Below are 21,394 nucleotides of genomic sequence, written 5' to 3' on the forward strand. Positions count from 1 at the left end.
TATTGTTATTCACAAATAGAAAAATCCTTTCCTTTTTTAGACTAAAAATTCATTTTTTCGTCATTTTTTCAAACTGAATTAACATAAAAAATACCGAGAGTCAGCTAGACTCCCGGTATTTTTTAATTATTTTGCTATGTGCTTTCTAACAGCCGGCATAATTTCAGTTGCAATTAATTCGATGTTTTTTTCAATCTTATCAAATGGTACACCGCCAAAATCAATCTGCGCCATAAAACGTTGTTGCCCAAATAACTCATGTTGATACAGCATTTTTTCAATAATTTGTTGCGGGCTACCAATCATTAACGCGTCACGATAATCTACTGCATTAGTAAATTGTTGTTTTGGATACCCACCACCACGTAGTGCAAGCATACCAGCATGAATATGGGGATAATATTCACTAAGTGCATCTTGTGAATTTTCTGCTGTATAAAATAAACTTGTTGTTGCAATTGGTAATGTTGCTGGATCAAAGCCACTTTGCTGAGCAGCTTCACGATATGCATCCACCGAAACTTTAAAATTAATAGCTGGGCCACCAAGTGTCGTAAGCATCATTGGTACACCTGCGTGTCCTGCCTTAATTGCACTAGCAGGTGGCCCTCCAACAGCACGCCAAATTGGCATATTGTTATTTTTAGCTCTCGGTATAATTGTCGCATGTTCAAGCGGCGTTCTAAACTGCCCTTTCCATGTTACACTTTCTTCTTTATTTATTTTTAATAAAAGATCCATCTTCTCTTCAAATAGTTCTTCATAATAATTTACATCGTAACCCAGTAAACTATATCCCCCAATACGAGATCCACGACCAGCAACGATTTCCGCACGACCATTAGAAATTAAATCGATTGTAGCAAAATCCTCATATACACGAACCGGATCTGACGTACTTAATACTGTTGCAGAACTCGCGATTTTAATATTTTTCGTAGCTTGTGCAATAGCTCCTAAAATAACTGTATGAGCTTGCGTTGTAAAATGCGCTTGATGACTTTCACCGACAGCAAACACATCAAGTCCAGCTTCATCTGCTAACTTAGCTGCTTCAATTAGTTCCTGAATTCTTTTTTCTGCACTTATTTTCGAACCATTATGCGGATTTAAAATGTGATCTCCAATTGAATATAATCCAAATTCAATTCCTTTACTTACATCAATACGGTATTGTTCCATAGTTGTCCTCTCCCTTTTAATCAAGTGGTATTAATTTCTCTTCAATCTCTTTTCTTCTCTCTTCTAAAAATGGTGGTAAATCCAGCTCTTTTCCTAAATCAGCAACTGCTGAATCTACAGTAAATCCTGGTCCATCCGTCGCAACCTCAAATAAAATTCCATTTGACTCACGGAAATATAAACTTTTAAAATAAAAACGATCGATAATCCCTGTTGATTGGAACCCTTTATTTTTCACAGCTTCATTCCAATAACTCAGTTCTTCATCATTTTTTACACGAATAGCTAAATGATGAATACTTCCTTTTCCAGGTCTTTCACTCTCTCCCTCTTGCTGTTTCACCAAAATTTCCCCAAAAGATTGACCAGCAATAGATTGATAAATCCCCTCATCGTCTGAGCGAGATACTTCTTTATAACTAAACAAGCCTGTTAATGTTTTTGATAATTTATTTAAACTGCGCACTGTCATTTCAACTGTTCCCATGCCTAAAATACGATGCTTCTGCTCTACAGAAGATTCATCCCATGCAGTCCAATATTCAGGCACCTCTTCACCGTTATTATTTAATAGTACTAACCGTAGGCCATCTGGATCTTCAAAGTGCAGTGCGTCTCGGCCGGCGTAAGTTGTAATTTCCCCATGCGCCACCTGAAGCGACTCAAAACGTCTCTTCCAAAATGTAAGGCTTTCTATTGAAGGTACGAGCAAACCTATTTGCGTTATTGCATTTGTGCCACGGATTGTTCTTCCTACATTCGGCATTTCAAAAAATGATAATTCAGTTCCGGCACTCCCTGTTAAATCGCCATAAAACAAATGATACATAAATGGATTATCTTGATTGACCGTCTTTTTCACTCGGCGTAATCCTAAAACATTTCGATAAAAATTATTATTCATTTTCGCATTTTTAGTCACCATAGAAATGTGGTGATGTCCTGGAATTGTATACATAAAACTTCCTCCCCTTTATCACTTGATTAGTCAATTGATTGAGTAAAAAAAATTACTCATTCGGTAATTCTTTTTTTTCACTATGCTTATGAACTTTTGTCATCAACTCGTATAGTATTTTCTGCTCTTCTTCATTTAATACATCATCAAAAAATGATGATTGAAATGCAAGTTGCTCTGGCAATGCTCTTTCTAAAGCCTCTTCCCCTTGCTCTGTAAGACTAATTGTTTTCGTTTTCCAATCTTGTTTTCGTATAATATATCCTTCTTTTTCAAGACGTGTTAACATTCGAGAAATACCGCCTTGTGTAACGGTAACCTTTTCTGCTAACTCCATTTGTGTTAATGGCTGATAAGTCCGTATTTGCAAAAGCACATCAAATTGAGCCGTCGTTAAATCAAAGCGTTTTAAAAACTCATTTGACATTTGATTACTTTGGTTCGTAAATCGTATGAGGCGTAACCATATTAACGATCCTATCGTATTCTCACGCATGTTTTATCACTTCCTAGCGTTGATCTTACTATCACTTTACCACTCAAGTGACAGTAATGCAAGTAGAAATATGTTAAAAATATCTCCCAAAATCATTATTCTTAACTTTCCATTTCATTCATTGCTATATTTAAAGCTGCCACAGCTTTTGGCCAACCAACGTAAAAAGCCATATGTGTTATTAATGCAACTAATTCATTCTCCATCATCCCATTTTGTTTAGCTAGCTTCAGATGAAATGGTAATTGTTCTGTATTACCAAGACTGATTAGTGCCGACAATGTACATAAGCTTCTTTCTCTTAATGTTAAAGCGGCATCCCGCCACACTTCCTCAAATAATATCTCTTCACTATAATGAGAAAATACAGGTGCTATTTCTCTCATTTTCTTTGGAATATAAAATTCAATTGGTTCATTCATCATTTTTCTCCCTTCATTTTTACCAATTGTGCCATCCCTTGACCAAATGACCAGTTTTCAGCAGCTGTCTCATGTAATGTAATAAAAATGTCAGTAACTTTCACATTGGAACATTCTGAAATTTCGAAGGATATAGATTGATACAAACCTTTTTTCTGTTGCACTGTTCTTCCAGGTCCACATGTAATAGAAACATGAATCATATTCTCAGTTCTCATTTCTCCTCTTTCCAACAAATAATATGGATTATAAAAAAATTGATTTCGTTGATAAGGTACAAACATTTGAAAATAATCATTTTCAGGAATGTTAAAATGTTCAATTAATGAAAGATGGATACATTCACCTACCTTTTTCAACTCTTCTTTATTTAATATATTTTCATGATAATAAACGTTCACAAAAGGCATACATTTTCATTCCTTTTTCTTAATTTAGCATTCAACAACATATCATCGTGAAATATGTAAAAGCTCATAAATAGTAACATCGTCCATTACATCTATTTCAGGCTTTTCCTTATAAAAACTGAATTGACTATATCCCCACTTATCCGGATTATAAATTATTACATTTCCTAAACATTTTTCTATGTTTTTCACATTTTCATTTACTTTATTTAATTGCGTCTCAATCAGCGATTTATTTTGAGAAATACTCCCTACATATTCAACAACATATCTACTTTTTCGAAAGTCATCACTTACATTAACAACGAATGGAACACCTATATTTATTTGTTGCCACCCGAACGATTGTAAAATATTATCGTAATACCCTTCAAAGATAAATTTGTTCATCCCTTCATGACCATTCCAAATATATAAAGGTGCATAGCAATTATAGAAATTCCCATCCTTACCTGCCTCAGCAATTAAATAAGCCTTAAAATTCAATCCTTGAAAACCATCTGTTTTATGACTATTCTTTTTTACCCTTTCTCTAATAATCCCCATATCATAATCCTTTGGCAAAATGACTTTATATTGCATTCCAATCATGTTTATCACTCACTTTCGATCTTATATACATAATGATAAACCGATGACTGACTAACGTAAAATAGGTATAAATTATGTTTGGTATCATTTATAATGATACCGTATAAGGGGCTGAAATGAATGGAAATTAATGATCTTATCATATTTAAAACTGTAGCTAACGAAGGCTCTATTAGTAAAGCTGCTAAAGAGCTAGGCTATGTACAACCAAATGTAACGGAGCGAATCAAAAAATTAGAACAAGAGTTAGAAACTCTATTACTACATAGAGATAATAAAGGTGTTTCCCTGTTACCTTCTGGTGACATTTTATTAGACTACACGAATAAAATATTAGCTCTTTTAGAAGAAGCGAAAGATGAAATTAAAACAAGTGCTTCTTCTTATGTAATAGCAACGTCACAATCTATTTTGACTAATTATTTAAGTATGCGTATTAAAGAAAATTTCAGGAATTATCAAATATATATAGAAAGTAGTAGCCATTTACAAAAACTACTACAGCAACAAAAAGTTGATATGGTCATAACTTATGAGGATTATCCCGAAGCAGCGTTTAAAAAAGTATTCACCACTTCAATTTTTGTAGGCTTATTAAAAGCGAAAGAACAGTGTAACATTGACTTTTCAAAAGAACTTTTCTTTGTTAGTAACGATAAAAAGTGCCCTTTTAGAAATATGACAATACAATTTCTAAAAGAAAACAATCTATCCCAGCATCAACTTCAACAGTTAGATTCTTATTCGCTTATTGAAGAGTTTATTGTTGAGGGAAATGGGATAGCTTTTTTACCGATTAGAAATGATAAAATAGTTCCAGTTGAAAATGTTCCAATAGAGAAATTAGCTGTTCATTTTTTTACGAATCAAAACTTTATAAAACATATCCCTGATGAACTATTTGAGTAATAGAATGACTTTGTTTACAAACTTTTCAAACAAATAAAAATCCCTCTTTAACGAATCTACAAGAGGGATTTTTATTTTTTGTACAATTGATTTTTCACACGTTTTGCTCCACTTCTGCACTTTTCTCCTTCTTACTCCTTTTAACATTCTTCAACTGCTTAACCGTTCCAACTAATCCTTTCGGAAAAACTAGTAACACGATAATATACAATAACCCTAAAATAATCGTCCATCTTTCAAAAATCGGATACTCCGTCGCTAGTTCTGATAAATAATATTTTAGTGATTCAATAATCCCAGCTCCTGCAATGGCTCCGATTAACGTTCCAACTCCTCCAATCATTGTCATCAATAATGCATTTAACGTCATTTCGATTGAAAATACATTCGTATTTACAAAACGTAATGTGATGACGAATAAACCACCGCTAATCGCTGCTACTACTCCTGCAACAACACTAGCAATAATTTTATAATGAAGAACTTTATACCCAAGCGCTTCAACACGTTGTTCATTTTGTGAAATTGCCTTTAATACTTTCCCAATAGAAGATTTTGTGAAAAGACGTAACAAAATGAAAATAATGATTAGACATATAAATGTTACATAATAAAAGGTAAAACGATCACGAAATATATCTGGCACACCAAATGTAAATCCATCTCCACCGTGAGTAAGCCCACGCCATTTTTCAGCAAGTACAAAAAATAACTGTGAAATCGCAAGGGTTAACATTGCATAAAAATGACTTTTCAATCGTAAAGAAAGTAAACCGATTATATAACTAACGATTGCCGAAATGATAATTGCCGCTACTATACCTATTAAAAAGTTTGTTATTGATACACCTTGCCGATCAAATAAAAGTGCTACCCCATATGCTCCTATTCCAAAGAACATACAATGACCAAACGATACAATTCCTGTATATCCAAGTAATACATCAAAACTCATTGCAAAAATAGCAAAGATGAAGATTTGAGTGAACAAAATTAACAAGCTCCGTGAATCATTTACGAACGGAAATACACTTAAACAAATGAGCATAAATACTCCGAAGTATACTTTAATTCGATTCGATGTATTGTTCACCATTTCACCCCTTTTCACCAACAAGTCCAGTTGGCTTCACTATTAAGAAAAACAGTAACATTAACATATTGATTGCAAGTGATAAATCTGGAATAAAATAGGCTGTAAAAGCTCCGGCTAATCCGACGATTAAAGAAGCGATAGCTGAACCTTGGACGCTACCTAACCCTCCAATTATTACTACAATGAAAGCTAAAATTGCATATTGCATACCCATTTCTGCGAAAACAACGCCTGAATATGGTGCAAATAAGAATCCACCTAACGCTGCCATTCCTGCTCCTAATAGAAAGACGAACGAAAATATAGCTTTCACGTTAATGCCGAGCGCTTGAACCATCTCCTTATCCATTACACCAGCGCGGATCATAAGACCTATCTTTGTTTTTTTGAGTAGTAGTAGTAGAGCAATGTAAATTAGTATCCCAACTAAAATAACGAATAGCCGGTATTTTATTAATATAACCCCTCCAAATGTATAGCTACCTTGTAACCATATCGGTAACTTTGCACTAATTGGATTCGGTCCCCAAAATATTTTTATGCACTCACTAAGAACGAGCATTCCTCCGAGTGTAACGAGTAGCTGGCGAACATGATTTCCATACACTGGTCTGATAAGAAATCGTTCTAAAATAAAACCAAGCAACATCCCCATAGCAACTGCTCCAACTAACGCTAATACATAACTACCTGTCATATTAAATAACCAAACGCCTGTAAAAGCTCCCCATGCAAATAAACCGCCATGCGCAAAGTTTAAAACGCTCATTAGGCCGAAAATAAGTGAAAGACCTGATGCTAATAAAAAAATAAGCATCCCTGTTGAAACGCCGTTTACAAATAAGTTAATTAACACATCCACGTTCTATCCCCCCGTATCAATGTTAAGAAATACCTAAATATTTATGACATGTTTCTTTATCCTCTCGCAGTTCATTCATAAAACCTTTATGCACAATACGCCCATTATCCATAATGTAAAAATAATCACCGATTTGACTAGCCATCATAAAATTTTGTTCAACAAGTAAAACAGTCGTTTTCTCCTTCATTTTCAAAATTGCTACCATTAATTTTTCTATCATAATTGGTGATAGCCCCTTACTTGGCTCGTCAATAAGCAATAGTCCATCACTATTAATAAACGCTCTTGAAATGGCCAACATTTGTTTTTGTCCCCCGCTTAAAAGCCCACTTTTCTTATTCCAAAACTGCTTTAAATCAGGAAATAGCTCGAGCATCCAATCTATTTTCTCGTCGACTTCTTCTCCTTTTCCTCTCGCAAGTGCGAATGTCTCTTCTACTGTTAAATCATGAAAAATCCCTTGATTTTCTGGTACATACCCTATTCCTTTTCTTGAAATTAAATGTGTAGATAATCCATTTACTTGTGTACTACCATAATAAATCTCACCATTTGCTATCCGATGAAATCCCATAACTGATCGCAACGTTGTTGTTTTTCCCGCCCCGTTTCTTCCAAACAGTACAGTAATCGTCCCTTTCTCAACAGTGAGTGATACCCCTTGTAAAATATGAAACTGATCTAAATACGTCTCTATATTATTCACTTGTAATAGAGCCACTATATAATCCCCCTAAATAAGCACTTTGTACACGCTCATCTTTCATCATTTCTTCTGGTAATCCTTCAGCCAATAACTCGCCATGAAATAAAACAATAAGATGGTCCGACAAACCTAGTACCATATCCATTTTGTGTTCGATGAGTACGATTGTGCTCTCTGGATGCTTTTTAATATTTTCAATCACTTGTAAAATAGCCGGTATCTCTTCAACTGATATACCTGCCGTCGGCTCATCAAGTAGTAACACATCCGTTTTTAAAGCTAATAACATCGCAAGCTCTAACTTTCGTTTTTCTCCATGTGCTAAATCTTTCGCTAATACATGTTCTTTCTCCTGAAGTAATACTGTTTTTAAGAAACGTCTCGCCTCTCCAACTTGTTGCTTAAATTTTGCCGAACTTGGAAAAAAACTATAGTAATCTTGCACGAATGATTGAACACTTAAACGAACATTTTCAAGTACCGTTAACTCTGGGAATATATTTGTAAGTTGAAAAGAACGACCAATTCCTAATCGAGTTCGATCTGAAATTGATAAATTTGTAATCTCTTGTCCTTTAAAATATACTTCACCCTTTGTTGGAGAAATTTGCCCACTTAGTAAGTTAAATAACGTTGTCTTTCCGGCACCGTTCGGTCCAATAATTGAAATGAGCTTTCCCTTTTGTACCGTTAAATTAACATCTTTAATAACATGATGGTCACCAAAAGATACACAAAGATTTTTCGTCTCTAACAAATGTGTCACGAAATTCCTCCCTTTAAAACTTTAAGTATGAAAGAAATACGTATAAAGAGGGTATCCCCTCTTTATACAAAAACAACAGAAAATTCAGTCTATTTATTTTGAACTGGTGGTTCTGTCTCTTTCATCGTTAATTCTCGCTCTAATACTGGCACCGGATAATCAACACCATCTTGCTTTTTCAACGTGATAGAATATAGCGTCTGCATCGCTTGGTGGTCTTTCTCTCTAAACTTCATCTTTCCTTTCGGTGTATCAAATTCCATTCCTTCCATTTTCTTAATCAATGTATCTACATCTGTATCACCTTTTGTTTTCTTTAAAGCTTCTACAATTGAAATTGCCGCTGACATTCCTCCTGCTGTAAATAAATCTGGCACCGCACCATTAAATCGTTTTTTATGTTCTTCCACTAACCAATCATTCACCTTATTTTTCGGGAGTGTATGATAATAAACAGAAAAACCTTGCATTCCTACTAATGCATCCATCGTTTTTAATGCCGGTATATCTGGTGCACCTGTAGAAATTTTAATACCTTGCGCTTCCACATTCATATCTTTTAACTGTTTCCAAGGTGAATTTGCACCTGCCCAAACGATAAATAAATAATCCGGTTTTGAGCTAATGATATTTTGAATATTCGCTGTGAAATCAGTTGAGTTTGTATCCGCATATTGTTCGTTTACAATGTTTGCACCTAATTTCTTTGCTCCAGATTTAAATGCGGCAATTCCTTCACGCCCAAATGCATTATCTGGGGCAAACGTTGCAATCTTTACATCTTTTTTTGCAATTGCTGCTGCTCCTGCAATCGCATCTTGTGAAGAGCTTCTTCCTGTTCTAAAAACATATTTATTCCAGTTCTTCCCGGTTATACTATCGGCAACTGCTGGTTCAACAACCATAATTTTTTCATATTCTTCAGCTAGTGGTAAAACCGCTAACGTATCACTTGAACTAGATGATCCGACTAAAAAATCAACTTTCTCGTCTTCTAATAGCTTCGTAGCTTTTTTAACTGCAACATCTGCTTTCGTTTCCGTATCTTCTACAACAAACTTAATCTTCTTTCCGTCCACTTTTCCTGTTCCACCAGTTGCATAATCTAATCCTAATTCAAACCCGTTCACTGTTTGTTTTCCGTATGATTCTAATGGACCTGTTAACGAAGCAAGAACCCCTACCTTAATTGTTTTTTCATCCTCAGTACTTGTTTTCTTTCCTGAGCAAGCTGCTGTTACTAATAATGACCCTAAAACACAACCAGTAACCACCGTTTTTAGCCATTTACGTTTTTTTATCGACATTGTGATCCTCCCCATACTTTACTTTCTGATAGAATCCAACACGCCAAATTCCCCTGTCCGTAATCATGACTTATAAACTGTAAGGTAGGTAATGGAAAAATCTTGTAGTATCCTCTACATTCGGCACAAATCTATAATCACCTTCCTATTAAATGGAAACGGACATACAATCAATATATATTCCTTTGTTCAAATGAAATTACTGTTTCATTACAGGAATCATCACGAAAAAACTGCAAATAATTAACTTAAGTTAGTAAGTTAATTATTTGCAGCCTACCTAAAAAGCACTTAATTATTTTCTACTTTCTCTAACCCTTCAACCAATTGTTTCTTATCTAGCCCTTCCCCGATTACTACCAAGTTTGTCGGGAAACCAAAATCTTGCTCCAGTAAAGTCGGTACACCAAACGAATATTGGAATAGATGAGGGTATTTATCTCCATGGAATTTCACAAAACCTTTCACTCGATAAATACTATCTGGTAAATTCGAAAGCCATTCATATAATTTGTCTTGATCAATCGATTTCGTAAATTGATACGTCATCGTTTGTATATGTAAATGCTGTTTAACATGAAGTGTCTCGTGTTCCCCAGCACTCACATGTTCAGCTTCTTCTATATCATTTAAAGATATATTACAATATTTTGTTTCAAACAATTTCGCATGACTATTTATTGCTTTCACTTCTTCAAGTACTTTGTTCTTATCTTCTTCTGTTAGTAAATCTGATTTATTAATAAGAAGATGACTACCAAATTTCATTTGCTCATGCAGTAACTGTTGCACATTTGCACTTAATCTACTTCGATTTAGCCATCTTACTGCATCTAAAACGACTACAATTGATTTCACCTCTAAGAAAGGTGCTAAAATTGGTGATACACATGCATCTAACACTTCAATTGGATGTGCGACGCCTGTTGTTTCTATGTAAATTACATCTGGTCTTTCTTGCTGATATAATGAATGTAATTGTATTTCAAGTTCTTCCTTTAACGTACAACAAATACATCCTTTTAGTAATTCTCTTAATACATTCTCTTTACCAATAATATCTGTATCTACTGAGTATTCACCAATTTCATTCATTAAAACAGCAACTTTTCTATTCTTCTTTTTCTCCGCTAATAATAAATTTTGTAATAATGTTGATTTTCCACTACCTAAAAAACCACCTAATATATGAATTTCCACTTTATTCATTTGATCAACCATCCATTTCTTTATTTCAAACGTATTCAAAGCGTAATAATTACGATTTATATTTATCATTTTATTAAAAGAATAACAATTTGTAAATATATCTACTAGCTTCACTTTTCATTTACTTCATGAGCAACTCTAATTCCAGACTCAATCGCTCCCTGCATCCACCCATGTGTCAACGTTGTATGTTCTCCTGCAAAGTGTACGTTTCCAGCAGGCGACGCAATATAAGGAAATAATTCTAGCTCTTGGCCTGGTTCAAAAGCTGTAAATGCTCCGCAAGAATACGTATTCTTACTCCAGCTAAAAGATTCCCCTGTTATAAACTCACTATAGACTACATTCCCATAAATTTGCGCTAAATTTTTCAATGCGTAACAAATACGCTCTCTATGCGGGAGACTATCCCATGTTAATGCCTCATCCGCCCACGTATAACTTGCTATAACAATAGCTGCCCCTGGTGACTGAATGCCATAACTCGGATAATATGTAAAACGTATCGGTAAATCTGTAATAGATTTACCACCACACTGTCCCACTCTTTCCCAAAATCTACTTTTAAACTCTATCGCAATTTTAGTTGCAGCAATATAATTCAATTCACGAATTGCCCGTCTTTTATAATAAGAGAATAAATGATACGGCTGGACTTCTACAAATCGCAAAGCTGAAAATGGAATTGTGACAATAGCGATGTCACCAGTTACTATACATGAATTTAACGTTTGTTCATGTGTTACTTGCAACATCACTTTATTATCTTCTTGTATTATTTTTTCTACTTTATAGGACATAAAAATATTATCCTTTAGCTGTGGCAAAAATGAATTTGGTAATGCGTCCATTCCGCCTGTTATCTCATACTATTTCGTCGTTGAAGTGAAAAAGATCATTTCTCGTAATACTTCAATTAAAGACATTCCCATGTATGCTTCCATATCAAGAAGTACTCCGATCATATCTATTGCCCCATCTGAATAATACTCGGTTAAAAATGAACCGAGCGAATATGTTTTATACTTTTTTTCAATGATAATCCAGTTTTTATTAGGATCTTTTTTAATAAAATTAAGTATTGGCTCTAATATTTCTAACATTAATTCTTCTGCCGTTTTCCCTCTTTCTTTTTCTAAAACTGGATATCCAAGTACACTTGGATCCTTTTCAAACACATCCAATCTCGTTATTTTATTATTCGTATACATTATATCTGAAGAAGTTTTATTAATAAAAAGGTTTAACGGTAGTTTAAATTTACGAATGTAGGCTAAAGTTAAATGATGAGTATCCGGAATACGCATAGGACCTGCGTTAAAATATAATCCTGCGCTAAATGGTTCACGAATCGTATACACCCTACCACCTATTCTGTTATTCGCTTCTATAATCGTTACCTCGTGTCCAGCCTCTTTTAATAAAGATGCTGCAACTAATCCAGACATCCCTGCACCGGCAATTGTAATCCGTTTGGGGGTATTCGTTTTGGCAAGCCCTTCATGAATAATTTGAAGCATTTCTTCCATCGATAATGTCTTCCCCATGCCAATTCCCCTTTTATGAAGGATTTTACTGAATTATATTCGTTTAACAGGATTCCTATGTTTCATTCAAGTAATTGAGCGGATACATTTTCAATTACTTGAATATCTTTTATAAAATGTAATAAAATAGATATGAAACTATAGAAGTAAGACGTATTATCTTACATAATAAAATTAATGAAATTGCGAGGAATTTTGAAATGAAAAAAGGTATTAACCGTGTTGTATTAGTAGGAACAGGAGCAGTTGGATGTAGTTATGCTTACTGCATGATTAACCAAGCAGTTGCTGAAGAATTTGTTTTAGTTGATGTAAATGAAGCAAAAGCAGAAGGAGAAGCAATGGACTTAAGCCATGCCGTACCTTTCGCACCAGCTCCAACAAAGGTTTGGAAAGGTAGCTATGAAGATTGTAAAGATGCAGATCTTGTTGTAATTACTGCTGGGTTACCACAAAAACCAGGTGAAACACGCTTAGACTTAGTTGAGAAAAACGCTAAAATTTTCAAGCAAATTGTTCGTAGCATTATGGATAGCGGATTTGATGGCATCTTCTTAATCGCAACTAACCCTGTTGATATTTTAACTTACGTAACTTGGAAAGAGTCTGGATTGCCAAAAGAACGCGTAATCGGTTCTGGTACAACACTTGATTCTGCTCGTTTCCGCTATATGTTAGGTGAATACTTCGATATTGGACCTCATAACATTCATGCATATATTATTGGAGAGCACGGTGATACAGAACTTCCTGTTTGGAGTCACGTATCAATTGGTATTCAAAAACTAGAAACACTACTTGAAAAAGACAACACATACAACCAAAAAGATTTAGATGAGATTTTCATAAACGTTCGTGATGCAGCTTACCACATTATTGAACGAAAAGGTGCTACATACTACGGCATTGGTATGTCACTTCTGCGTGTAACGAAAGCAATCTTGAACAATGAAAACAGTGTATTAACTGTCTCAGCATATCTTGAAGGTCAATATGGCCAACAAGACGTTTATATCGGAGTCCCTGCTGTTTTAAATCGCGGCGGTGTTCGTGAAATTTTAGAAGTGGAATTAAGTGAAGAAGAAGAATTAAAATTTGATCACTCTGTTCAAGTGTTGAAAGAAACAATGGCTCCTGTTCTTTAATCATATTTTTCAATCAAAAAAGCAATCCAATTTATATTGGATTGCTTTTTTATATTTTTATAGTTCCCCCTCAATTTAAACGATAATATTATCTATAATAGAAAGGAGTGATTTTATGAATGATTCTTGGACAATTCTCCTCCTCTTACTAGCTGTAGCGGCATTAATACTTTTTCTCTTTTTAATCATCCGAACATTATTTCCAACCAAAAAATATGATAAGAATCTCGGATTGATTCTTATTATTTTAAGCTTGTTAGCAATACCGATAAGTATCTTTCTTATAGGAGGATGGGCAGGTATGGGGGTTGGCATAATCGCGGTGTTTATTTTCGCTGCTGTTATTATAGCTTTAATTGCAAATAAATTTATAAAACTACCTCCTCCAAAGAAAAAATAAGAAATAACCGATGTTTTCCCCAAAAGACAACATCGGTTATTTCTATCACTTATTACTTTTAATCGATTTATCATTATTTACGTCAAGTACATCTAATAAAAAGATAAAGATCGGTATCCCGATAATAAGCCCCCATATTCCGAGGAAATGCTCTGAAAAGATGAGAATCATAAATGTATAAAAGACAGGCAAATTCGTTTTTGCAGACATAAATTTTGGATTTAAAAAATAACTTTCAAGAGCATGGATTATTGTAATGAATACTAGTATATATACAACATACATAACTCCACCAACATTATAGGCAATTATACACAGTGGAAACAGGGAAATAATAACTCCAGCAACTGGAATCAAACCGAGTAGAAAGACCATGACAGCTAATACAAGGAGCTGTGGAAATCCTAAAATGACAAGTGCGATTACAGTGAGCACACAATTGACAACCGCAATTAAAAACTGTGCTTCAATCACCTTTCCAAACGATCTTGCAAATCTTTCGCCGAAATATGCAATCTCCTCATAAAAAACCTTTAATTTACTATCTTTAAATTTAGACGTGAATGAAATAATCCGCTCTTTTTCTAATAAGAAAAATAAGCTTAGAATAAGAGACAATAGTATTTGCAAACTTACCTTTCCTATGTTAGCTATTGATTGATAAATGACATCCACACCTTGTTCAATATATTTTGATACTTCCATTTCATTAATTGCTGAAAGTACGTATCTAATCATCTCATTATCAGGTGGATGTTGAAAAAATAATTTAAATTGATAAATTAATTGTGAAATTTGTATCGTTAGTACCGGTAAATACTTATACAATGTTGTGACAATAAAGGTCACTAATATTATATATAAACAAGCAATAACTACCTTCCTATTCACTTTCAACTTCTTTGAAATAAAACGTTGAAACCGATCCATTAAAAATGTCAGTATAAACGTAATTAAAATTAAATTGATCATACTTTTTAATCCATATAATACAAGCGCTAATATTATTAAAACGAGAAACCGTTGAAACCCTCTACTTCGAAAAAAATTTTTCACTTCATTCATTAAGATTTAACCTCCCCCTTCAATGGATGGAAATTGAATATATTACATTTTATGAACTTCTATAGACAATCTTTCTTACTAATTGGGCATAATCCTTTTTTTCTTTTTTAATGTCGGATTTTTCAACTCTATCTTTTATTTTTAGGTGGGTGTGTTCATACGCATATCCTACGTTACCTTTCCCCATTTTTTTCATATTGTTTCCTCCACTCTAAAAATTGTTCTTTAATAGATTTTTCATATTGAAAAAAGAGAGTTATCTATTACTTAACTCTCTCTAGAAAAATGCTAAATGAAACGCTTAATTATTTCAATCTAATCATTTCTTTTTTGCATTTGCTTCGCTAACAATTCCTTCACTTGGTTATACGTTAACCCTGAATTTTCATTTAAACGTTTTACTTCCTCAACGTTAGTACCTACCACTGTATATTTTTTCTCATCACTCATATTTCCACTCCCTTTTTCACCAGATCATTTTTTATATTTCTTCCCTAAACTCTTATAAATTAATACAAATAAGAAAACTGTACTAAATTTAATAAGTAAAGGGAATTCAGTTGCGTAAGAGGAATAGATAAAAAAATGTCGAATTTATTATACTTGTTGAATTTGAGGACTTGGAGGATACATTTTGAAAAAATATGAGTTTAAAAATAACATTCCAACATTGGAAGAGTACAAATATTTGTGCGATTCTGTTGGATGGTCTAATTATATGAATTTTGAAGTAGCGGAAACATCACTGAAGAATTCTATTCACTGCATCACAGTCAAAGATAATGATCAAATTGTGGGTATGGGGAGAATTGTTGGCGATGGAGCTATCTATTTCTATATTCAAGATATAGTGGTTCATCCAGATTATCAGAAAAATGGTGTTGGTAAAGAAATAATGCATATTTTGGTTGAATACTTAAATCGAAATGCCCCGGATAAGGCGTTTGTTGGTTTGTTTTCATCACAAGGTAAAGAATCTTTCTATGAAAAATATGATTTTAAAGATTACTCACCAAACATGACGGGGATGTTTACTGTCATTTCAAAAAAATAAGCATATAGATTATTGATTGTAAGGAAAGACATCGATTCATATGGAGGAAATTGTTCTTGAAGTAACATTCCCAACAATAGAGTTTAAATATTACATACGAAAGGACAGTACATATATGGCTAATATGTACTGTCCTTTCATTTATCTAACCTTTTCATTTTGATAAGTATATAACAGATTCCTTCTCGTTATATATTAAATTTCTTAATAAAATTTCACTACATCTTCAGTAGGTAAGAACGTTCTTTCTCCTGGTTGTTCATTTGGCTCACCAAATGGCATTTGACCTACTAAACTCCACTCTGCTGGAATGTTCCAAGTTTCTTTTACTTCAGCATCTACGATTGGATTGTAATGTTGCAGTGATGCGCCAATTCCTTCAGCAGATAATAGCATCCACACAGTATGTTGTAACATTGCATTACCTTGATGAGACCAGAATGGGAATTGATTTTTATATAATGGTGCATTTTCTTGCATTTTTTCTACAATTGCTTGATCTTCAAAGAATAGAACTGTCCCTACACCTGCATGGAAACCTGTTAGTCTTTCTACAGTCGCCTCAAAGTTTTCTGCTGGTACGCGTGATCTAAGCGTTTCTTTTACGATATTCCAAAACTTTTCATGCTCTCCATCCATTAATACAACCATACGGCCACTTTGCATATTGAATGAAGTTGGTGCATGTAAAGCTGTTTTTAAAACTTCTTCAATTCTTTCTTTTGTAATTGCATCATTTTTTGTTACTTTACGAATTGAACGGCGGTTCACAATTGCTTCTTTTAAATTTGTTGTAGTTGCTGACATTTTAATTCCTCCAAATGTATGTTTTTTTATTTAAACAAATCAATTCGATTCTTTCATGCAAAACGAATTAGCAATATCCATCCGTATTACATTGCATTCCTTCAAATGAATTTGTTTTATCCTTTTCAATTTCTTTATCAATTACTCTTTGTAGTGTTTCTTTACTAGCCAGCCCTTGAATGACTTCATCACCAATCATGACAGTTGGTACCGCCATAATATTCGCTTCATCATATGCATGCTGAATTGCTTCTTGATGTTTTTCTTTATATTTTCGAGTTACTAAAGCATCTTTAAATTCAGCTTCTGGAAGCCCTACTTCTACCGCTAGTTTTGTTAACACATCAATATCTTCAATGTTTTGTTCTTCTTGGAAAAATGCGGTGAATACGCGGTGATGATACTCATTTCCTAGCCCACGTTCTTTCGCAAATTCACATCCTTCAAAAGCTAAATGTGTATATGGATGCGGTGAAACATGTGGCAAGCGCATATCGATTCCTAATTTCTTCGCTGTAGGAAGAATGAAAGCATCCCATGAACCTAACTTTTCTGGCTCATTCCATGGATCTATTTTTGAATATGGACTTGGACGTAATTCAAATGGCATCCATTCAATTTCTACATCTTTTTCTTTCGCTACTTCATCTAATGGACCTTTTGCTAAAAAACAAAATGGACATATAAAATCTGAGTATACTTTCATTTTTACAGTCATAATTTTCACACCTTACCTTTATAGTTGTAATCAAAACAGTTACATTAATAATAAAAAAATATAGATAATATTTTAAGCATTCATTTTCTCTTGTAAAGATTCAAACAACTGCCCCATCGTAATATTTTTCAAAACTTCTTCCATCGCGGATTGTGCTTGAATTAATATAACTTCTAACACCACTTGAATATTCGCGCCAATTGGACAATCTGGATTTGGTTGCTCATGAATATGAAATAGTTTATCCTCTTCCACTACATTTACTGCATGATACACATCTAACAACGTGATTTCATGTAAATCCTTTAATAACCCCGCGCCACCTGGTCCGCGATTTACGTAAACAAATCCAGCTTGTTTCAAGTACGACATTATTTTACGAATGACTACCGGATTTGTATTTACACTTTCGGCCATATAGTCTGAAGTGCAAAGTGAAGATGGATTGTTTTTTAAAATAGATAAAATATGAACAGCTATAGAAAAGCGGCTACTAATTTTCATCGTAATCACCACCCCGATGTAATCATTATAGTTACAACAAAAAGATAAGTCAATCCTTTTCATAGATTTTTTATAAGCAAATTAAAAAGTGTCCCATTATGATATATGAGACACTTCTTTTTATTCTGTAAATAGCGCTTGAAATTCTTCAATAAATAGCTGCACAGCAATTGAAGAATCCTTTAATGATGGAACAGCTAAAGCAATTTCTCTCCATACTTGCGGTTCCAACTCTCTCGTTTGCACATTTTTTGGTAAATTCGTTAAAGATAATTCAGCTAATATTGCAATACCTAATCCTTCTTGAATCATATTTAAAGCTGTAGTAACGGTCGAAATTACATACTCAGCCCGAAGTGGTACGTTGGCTTGTTTAAACATATCAATAATGGGTGGTTCGTATCCGCCCTTACATAATATGATCGGTTCATTCTCTAAATCACTAATTGTAATAGAGTCCTTCTTACAAAGAGGATGATCCTCTCTTAAGATAACAACCATTTTCCCCTTCGTTAATGGGACAATCTCCATATCTTTATTAGGCAAAATAACAATTCCTATATCAACAACCCTCGATACTAACCAATCTTCAACTTCTTTAATCGTCCCTTCACAAAGAACGACTTCTAAGTTCGGATACTTCTCCTTAAAAAGATTTATCATTTTGGGTAAGAAATGCGCAGAAGCACTCGGAAAACTCCCAATTCGAATCGTCCCAACTTCGTGCCCTTTCTCCATCGCAACTTCTTGTTCAATCTTCTCTACACCGTTCAAAATCTCTCTAATATGTACAAGAATTCTGTTTCCTACATCCGTAACGAGTAATCCTTTTCGTTTATCACGTATAAGAATAGTAACTCCTAATTCTGACTCAATACTTGAAATCGCATGACTTACAGCTGGTTGCGTCATATTTAACACCCGAGCAGCCTTCGTAAAACTACCTAACTCAACAGTTTTTATTAATACTTGCAGTTGTGTAATGGTCATAACTAATCACTTATACTCCTTATAAAAAAGATTCATTTTATTTATCACAGTCGATATCATATCATAGTGAGATGAATAACACCAAGGAGGTTTTACAGTGACACAGCTTTCTCGAACTAAGACAGCCATAATCCTTACGTTTCTCGTTTTCATGTGGGGAATCAATTGGCCTTTATCTAAGTTTGCCCTGCATTATACACCACCCGTTTTATTTGCAGGCGTTCGAACTTTAATTGGAGGATTCATTTTACTCCTTTTCGCTTTACCGAAATACAAAGAGTTACATTTAAAAGAAACTTGGCATTTATACGTTATTTCTTCTTTACTTAACATCATTATATTTTACGGACTACAAACTGTCGGACTTCAATACATGCCCGCCGGACTATTCTCCGCAATCGTATTTCTCCAACCTGTCTTACTCGGCATTTTCTCATGGATTTGGCTTGAAGAGGCAATGTATGGCTTGAAAATTTTCGGACTTATTCTTGGATTTATTGGTGTAGGGGTTATTAGCTCTAGTAGTTTAACTGGACATATTTCTATTATCGGTGTTCTACTTGCTTTAGGCTGTGCTATCGGCTGGGCACTCGGCACAGTATTTATTAAGAAAACTGGACACCGCGTTAATGCCATTTGGATGGTAACACTTCAGCTTATTATTGGCGGACTTTGCTTAATCGGATTTGGTTCAGAATTTGAAAGCTGGTCTAACATCGCTTGGAGTATACCATTTGTAAGTGTACTACTATTCATCTCATTCTTTGTTATTGCAATGGGGTGGCTCGCTTACTTCACACTTGTTGGAGCCGGTGAAGCAAGCAAAGTTGGAGCTTATACATTCCTTATCCCTCTTATCGCTATTATTGTAAGTTCAATTTTCTTACATGAGGCAATTACGATTAGCTTATTCATCGGACTTTTATTTATTGTAGTAAGTATTTGTTTTGTAAATATAAAGCCGAAAACACTCGCTGTAGGGCAGCAAGTTGAAATGAAATAAATAGACATAAGAAAGAGCCTACTTTTTGTAGGCTCTTTCTTATGTCTATTTTGTGCACCATCACTTTAAGTACCAACAAAAAGGGAAATCTCTCTTTTTGTTATAACTATCCTTATCAATAATCTTTCAGCTCTATCCCGTTAGCCGCTTTCGCTATCATTTTCGAAATCATCTTAAATTGTACAACCATAATGGTTGGTATACGCAACATTAAGTTGCGAAGAAAGATTTTGAAGTTTGATTTTTCAACCATACTCCCGGCAGCCATTAATCCTATTTTTTGATTTTTCTCAACAAACTTTCTCATTTTTTGTTCATAGGCAATAAATGCACGGGCGAAGTCGCCATCTGCAGCTTTGAGTTCACCAGCTAATACAAAAGCCCCGACAAGCGCCAGGCTAGAGCCTTGACCGGATAAAGGTGATGGGCCATACGCTGCATCACCTACCAATGTAACCCGCCCCTTTGACCAGGTCGGCATGTGAATCTGGCATATCTCGTCAAAATAAAAGTCTGTCGCATCTCTCATGGTCTTGAGTAGATGCGAGGTTTCCCAACCTGTCTGGCCTAAGAAGGCATTTTCTACAAGTTTCTTTTGAGATTCTATATCATAACGGTCGTACTTCAATGCCTCTGATTGGAACAAGAACATCCCCCTTGCTTCGGTATTGTCACGAGCACTATACATACCTACTGTTTTGCCTGGTATCGTATAAAGCAGCTGGTGGTGGTCGAGGTTAAGGTAATTCTCGAGGTTAAAAATTGAGATATAACAGCCAAGGGTACGTTTAAACTGTGCTTCGTCGCCAAAAGTTAAGGTGCGCACATTAGAATGGAGCCCGTCCGCACCGATGACCAGGTCAAATTTCTGTGGCTTGCCATGAATAAATTGAACTTCTACACCAGCTTCAGTCTCATGTATAGCGGTAATCGAATCGCCCCAAATGTATTCAACCGTATCCTTGGTTAAATCGTACAAAATGTTACTAAGATCGTCACGCATGATTTCTATGTCCAGACCCTGCTGGTTCCCCATACTCGCTTCGCTTATTTGACCTTCGAACTTGCCCTTGCTGTTCACGAAATAAACACCAGTCATGTTCGTGTCAGCTGCACGAACTTGATCAAGTATGTCCATCCCCTTAAGCACCGTAATAGCTGCACCACGGATATCAACCCCGTAACCACCCGTGCGCAATGCTGGTGCACGTTCTATTACAGTCACCTCGAATCCGTGGCGTTGA

General features: G+C 34.7%; 25 protein-coding genes and 1 pseudogene. 5 read left to right on the plus strand and 21 right to left on the minus strand.

Annotated elements, in window-relative coordinates; translation table 11 throughout:
* Positions 1-126 precede the first annotated feature (126 nt).
* The 6 genes from BAU27_RS01895 to BAU27_RS01920 all read right to left on the minus strand — a co-directional run bounded on the left by BAU27_RS01895 (position 127) and on the right by BAU27_RS01920 (position 4,059).
* A complete protein-coding gene (locus BAU27_RS01895; protein ID WP_071769976.1) occupies positions 127-1,182 on the minus strand; it encodes an LLM class flavin-dependent oxidoreductase in 1,056 nt (351 codons plus the stop codon).
* A gap of 16 nt (positions 1,183-1,198) precedes the next feature.
* Positions 1,199-2,140, minus strand: coding sequence for a VOC family protein (locus tag BAU27_RS01900; protein ID WP_071769977.1), 942 nt, complete (start codon positions 2,138-2,140; stop codon positions 1,199-1,201).
* Positions 2,141-2,192: 52 nt separating this feature from the next.
* Entirely contained in the window at positions 2,193-2,636 is a 444-nt protein-coding gene (locus BAU27_RS01905) for a MarR family winged helix-turn-helix transcriptional regulator (RefSeq protein WP_001208967.1), read from the minus strand.
* Between the two features lie 101 nt (positions 2,637-2,737).
* Entirely contained in the window at positions 2,738-3,061 is a 324-nt protein-coding gene (locus BAU27_RS01910) for a carboxymuconolactone decarboxylase family protein (RefSeq protein ID WP_071745686.1), read from the minus strand.
* Positions 3,058-3,468: a tautomerase family protein gene (locus BAU27_RS01915; RefSeq protein WP_071745687.1), complete on the minus strand. Its 411-nt coding sequence runs from the start codon at positions 3,466-3,468 to the stop codon at positions 3,058-3,060. The genes BAU27_RS01910 and BAU27_RS01915 overlap by 4 nt, the downstream gene beginning before the upstream one ends.
* A gap of 42 nt (positions 3,469-3,510) precedes the next feature.
* A complete protein-coding gene (locus BAU27_RS01920; protein WP_071745688.1) occupies positions 3,511-4,059 on the minus strand; it encodes a DUF4865 family protein in 549 nt (182 codons plus the stop codon).
* Between the two features lie 120 nt (positions 4,060-4,179).
* Between BAU27_RS01920 and BAU27_RS01925 the strand changes: the two genes are divergently transcribed.
* On the plus strand, positions 4,180-4,968 hold the full coding sequence (locus BAU27_RS01925; protein WP_071769978.1) for a LysR family transcriptional regulator: 789 nt from the start codon (positions 4,180-4,182) through the stop codon (positions 4,966-4,968).
* Between the two features lie 94 nt (positions 4,969-5,062).
* Here BAU27_RS01925 and BAU27_RS01930 read toward each other — a convergent pair whose 3' ends face one another.
* From BAU27_RS01930 to BAU27_RS01960, 7 genes and pseudogenes are all read right to left on the minus strand, one after another.
* Positions 5,063-6,016 (minus strand): branched-chain amino acid ABC transporter permease, encoded by a 954-nt coding sequence (locus tag BAU27_RS01930; RefSeq protein WP_071769986.1) that lies wholly within the window; start codon positions 6,014-6,016, stop codon positions 5,063-5,065.
* A gap of 49 nt (positions 6,017-6,065) precedes the next feature.
* Positions 6,066-6,926 (minus strand): branched-chain amino acid ABC transporter permease, encoded by an 861-nt coding sequence (locus BAU27_RS01935; protein WP_071745690.1) that lies wholly within the window; start codon positions 6,924-6,926, stop codon positions 6,066-6,068.
* A gap of 22 nt (positions 6,927-6,948) precedes the next feature.
* Positions 6,949-7,650, minus strand: coding sequence for a branched-chain amino acid ABC transporter ATP-binding protein (locus BAU27_RS01940; protein ID WP_071745691.1), 702 nt, complete (start codon positions 7,648-7,650; stop codon positions 6,949-6,951).
* Complete coding sequence (locus BAU27_RS01945; RefSeq protein WP_071745692.1) at positions 7,628-8,401, minus strand: ABC transporter ATP-binding protein; 774 nt, start codon at positions 8,399-8,401, stop codon at positions 7,628-7,630. Before BAU27_RS01945 ends, BAU27_RS01940 begins: the two co-directional genes overlap by 23 nt.
* Before the next feature lie 89 nt (positions 8,402-8,490).
* On the minus strand, positions 8,491-9,708 hold the full coding sequence (locus BAU27_RS01950) for a substrate-binding domain-containing protein (protein WP_071745693.1): 1,218 nt from the start codon (positions 9,706-9,708) through the stop codon (positions 8,491-8,493).
* Positions 9,709-9,999: 291 nt separating this feature from the next.
* On the minus strand, positions 10,000-10,917 hold the full coding sequence (locus BAU27_RS01955; protein WP_071745730.1) for a CobW family GTP-binding protein: 918 nt from the start codon (positions 10,915-10,917) through the stop codon (positions 10,000-10,002).
* A gap of 110 nt (positions 10,918-11,027) precedes the next feature.
* Positions 11,028-12,464, minus strand: a pseudogene (locus BAU27_RS01960) (flavin monoamine oxidase family protein).
* A gap of 200 nt (positions 12,465-12,664) precedes the next feature.
* Here BAU27_RS01960 and BAU27_RS01965 point away from each other — a divergent pair.
* Together BAU27_RS01965 and BAU27_RS01970 are read left to right on the plus strand one after the other, a co-directional pair.
* Positions 12,665-13,609 carry an L-lactate dehydrogenase gene (locus BAU27_RS01965; RefSeq protein WP_000715317.1) on the plus strand — a complete coding sequence of 315 codons (945 nt, stop codon included), beginning with the start codon at positions 12,665-12,667 and terminating at the stop codon, positions 13,607-13,609.
* A gap of 115 nt (positions 13,610-13,724) precedes the next feature.
* Entirely contained in the window at positions 13,725-14,009 is a 285-nt protein-coding gene (locus BAU27_RS01970; protein ID WP_071769979.1) for a YesK family protein, read from the plus strand.
* A gap of 45 nt (positions 14,010-14,054) precedes the next feature.
* Here the strand turns inward: BAU27_RS01970 and BAU27_RS01975 are convergent, their stop codons facing one another.
* From BAU27_RS01975 to BAU27_RS33185, 3 genes are all read right to left on the minus strand, one after another.
* On the minus strand, positions 14,055-15,074 hold the full coding sequence (locus BAU27_RS01975) for an AI-2E family transporter (protein ID WP_071745696.1): 1,020 nt from the start codon (positions 15,072-15,074) through the stop codon (positions 14,055-14,057).
* Positions 15,075-15,123: 49 nt separating this feature from the next.
* Positions 15,124-15,270, minus strand: a complete 147-nt coding sequence (locus BAU27_RS32185; protein ID WP_165616044.1) for a hypothetical protein — start codon at positions 15,268-15,270, stop codon at positions 15,124-15,126.
* A 119-nt stretch (positions 15,271-15,389) separates the two neighbouring features.
* Positions 15,390-15,524, minus strand: coding sequence for a hypothetical protein (locus BAU27_RS33185; RefSeq protein ID WP_071745697.1), 135 nt, complete (start codon positions 15,522-15,524; stop codon positions 15,390-15,392).
* 184 nt (positions 15,525-15,708) lie between these two features.
* Between BAU27_RS33185 and BAU27_RS01985 the strand changes: the two genes are divergently transcribed.
* Positions 15,709-16,128, plus strand: a complete 420-nt coding sequence (locus BAU27_RS01985; protein ID WP_071745698.1) for a GNAT family N-acetyltransferase — start codon at positions 15,709-15,711, stop codon at positions 16,126-16,128.
* Positions 16,129-16,332: 204 nt separating this feature from the next.
* On the opposite strand, the gene BAU27_RS01990 is transcribed toward BAU27_RS01985, so the two are convergent.
* The 4 genes from BAU27_RS01990 to BAU27_RS02005 all read right to left on the minus strand — a co-directional run bounded on the left by BAU27_RS01990 (position 16,333) and on the right by BAU27_RS02005 (position 19,147).
* Positions 16,333-16,935, minus strand: a complete 603-nt coding sequence (locus tag BAU27_RS01990; RefSeq protein WP_071769980.1) for a nitroreductase family protein — start codon at positions 16,933-16,935, stop codon at positions 16,333-16,335.
* Positions 16,936-17,002: 67 nt separating this feature from the next.
* A complete protein-coding gene (locus tag BAU27_RS01995; protein WP_071769981.1) occupies positions 17,003-17,653 on the minus strand; it encodes a DsbA family oxidoreductase in 651 nt (216 codons plus the stop codon).
* Positions 17,654-17,725: 72 nt separating this feature from the next.
* Positions 17,726-18,157, minus strand: coding sequence for an Rrf2 family transcriptional regulator (locus tag BAU27_RS02000; RefSeq protein WP_000704078.1), 432 nt, complete (start codon positions 18,155-18,157; stop codon positions 17,726-17,728).
* A gap of 120 nt (positions 18,158-18,277) precedes the next feature.
* The gene (locus BAU27_RS02005; RefSeq protein ID WP_071769982.1) at positions 18,278-19,147 is read right to left on the minus strand and encodes a LysR family transcriptional regulator; all 870 of its coding nucleotides are present in this window, start codon (positions 19,145-19,147) and stop codon (positions 18,278-18,280) included.
* 97 nt (positions 19,148-19,244) lie between these two features.
* Between BAU27_RS02005 and BAU27_RS02010 the strand changes: the two genes are divergently transcribed.
* Positions 19,245-20,150 (plus strand): DMT family transporter, encoded by a 906-nt coding sequence (locus BAU27_RS02010; RefSeq protein WP_071745702.1) that lies wholly within the window; start codon positions 19,245-19,247, stop codon positions 20,148-20,150.
* A 115-nt stretch (positions 20,151-20,265) separates the two neighbouring features.
* On the opposite strand, the gene BAU27_RS02015 is transcribed toward BAU27_RS02010, so the two are convergent.
* Positions 20,266-21,394: FAD-dependent monooxygenase (locus BAU27_RS02015; protein WP_071769987.1), on the minus strand; the 1,129-nt coding region annotated here is incomplete at its 5' end.

This window comes from Bacillus sp. NH11B, assembly GCF_001884205.1.
GTDB lineage: Bacteria > Bacillota > Bacilli > Bacillales > Bacillaceae_G > Bacillus_A > Bacillus_A proteolyticus.

What these genes read in the sequence shown, in the direction of transcription:
- BAU27_RS01905 (WP_001208967.1), bottom strand. Translation starts at nt 2,636, where the DNA reads ATGCGTGAGAATACGATAGGATCGTTAATATGGTTACGCCTCATACGA.
- BAU27_RS01990 (WP_071769980.1), bottom strand. Translation starts at nt 16,935, where the DNA reads ATGTCAGCAACTACAACAAATTTAAAAGAAGCAATTGTGAACCGCCGT.
- BAU27_RS02005 (WP_071769982.1), bottom strand. Translation starts at nt 19,147, where the DNA reads ATGACCATTACACAACTGCAAGTATTAATAAAAACTGTTGAGTTAGGT.
- BAU27_RS01995 (WP_071769981.1), bottom strand. Translation starts at nt 17,653, where the DNA reads ATGACTGTAAAAATGAAAGTATACTCAGATTTTATATGTCCATTTTGT.
- BAU27_RS01930 (WP_071769986.1), bottom strand. Translation starts at nt 6,016, where the DNA reads ATGCTCATTTGTTTAAGTGTATTTCCGTTCGTAAATGATTCACGGAGC.
- BAU27_RS01900 (WP_071769977.1), bottom strand. Translation starts at nt 2,140, where the DNA reads ATGTATACAATTCCAGGACATCACCACATTTCTATGGTGACTAAAAAT.
- BAU27_RS01950 (WP_071745693.1), bottom strand. Translation starts at nt 9,708, where the DNA reads ATGTCGATAAAAAAACGTAAATGGCTAAAAACGGTGGTTACTGGTTGT.
- BAU27_RS01925 (WP_071769978.1), top strand. Translation starts at nt 4,180, where the DNA reads ATGGAAATTAATGATCTTATCATATTTAAAACTGTAGCTAACGAAGGC.
- BAU27_RS01910 (WP_071745686.1), bottom strand. Translation starts at nt 3,061, where the DNA reads ATGATGAATGAACCAATTGAATTTTATATTCCAAAGAAAATGAGAGAA.
- BAU27_RS32185 (WP_165616044.1), bottom strand. Translation starts at nt 15,270, where the DNA reads ATGAAAAAAATGGGGAAAGGTAACGTAGGATATGCGTATGAACACACC.
- BAU27_RS01920 (WP_071745688.1), bottom strand. Translation starts at nt 4,059, where the DNA reads ATGATTGGAATGCAATATAAAGTCATTTTGCCAAAGGATTATGATATG.
- BAU27_RS01970 (WP_071769979.1), top strand. Translation starts at nt 13,725, where the DNA reads ATGAATGATTCTTGGACAATTCTCCTCCTCTTACTAGCTGTAGCGGCA.
- BAU27_RS01955 (WP_071745730.1), bottom strand. Translation starts at nt 10,917, where the DNA reads ATGAATAAAGTGGAAATTCATATATTAGGTGGTTTTTTAGGTAGTGGA.
- BAU27_RS01965 (WP_000715317.1), top strand. Translation starts at nt 12,665, where the DNA reads ATGAAAAAAGGTATTAACCGTGTTGTATTAGTAGGAACAGGAGCAGTT.
- BAU27_RS01915 (WP_071745687.1), bottom strand. Translation starts at nt 3,468, where the DNA reads ATGCCTTTTGTGAACGTTTATTATCATGAAAATATATTAAATAAAGAA.
- BAU27_RS01975 (WP_071745696.1), bottom strand. Translation starts at nt 15,074, where the DNA reads ATGAATGAAGTGAAAAATTTTTTTCGAAGTAGAGGGTTTCAACGGTTT.
- BAU27_RS33185 (WP_071745697.1), bottom strand. Translation starts at nt 15,524, where the DNA reads ATGAGTGATGAGAAAAAATATACAGTGGTAGGTACTAACGTTGAGGAA.
- BAU27_RS01895 (WP_071769976.1), bottom strand. Translation starts at nt 1,182, where the DNA reads ATGGAACAATACCGTATTGATGTAAGTAAAGGAATTGAATTTGGATTA.
- BAU27_RS02000 (WP_000704078.1), bottom strand. Translation starts at nt 18,157, where the DNA reads ATGAAAATTAGTAGCCGCTTTTCTATAGCTGTTCATATTTTATCTATT.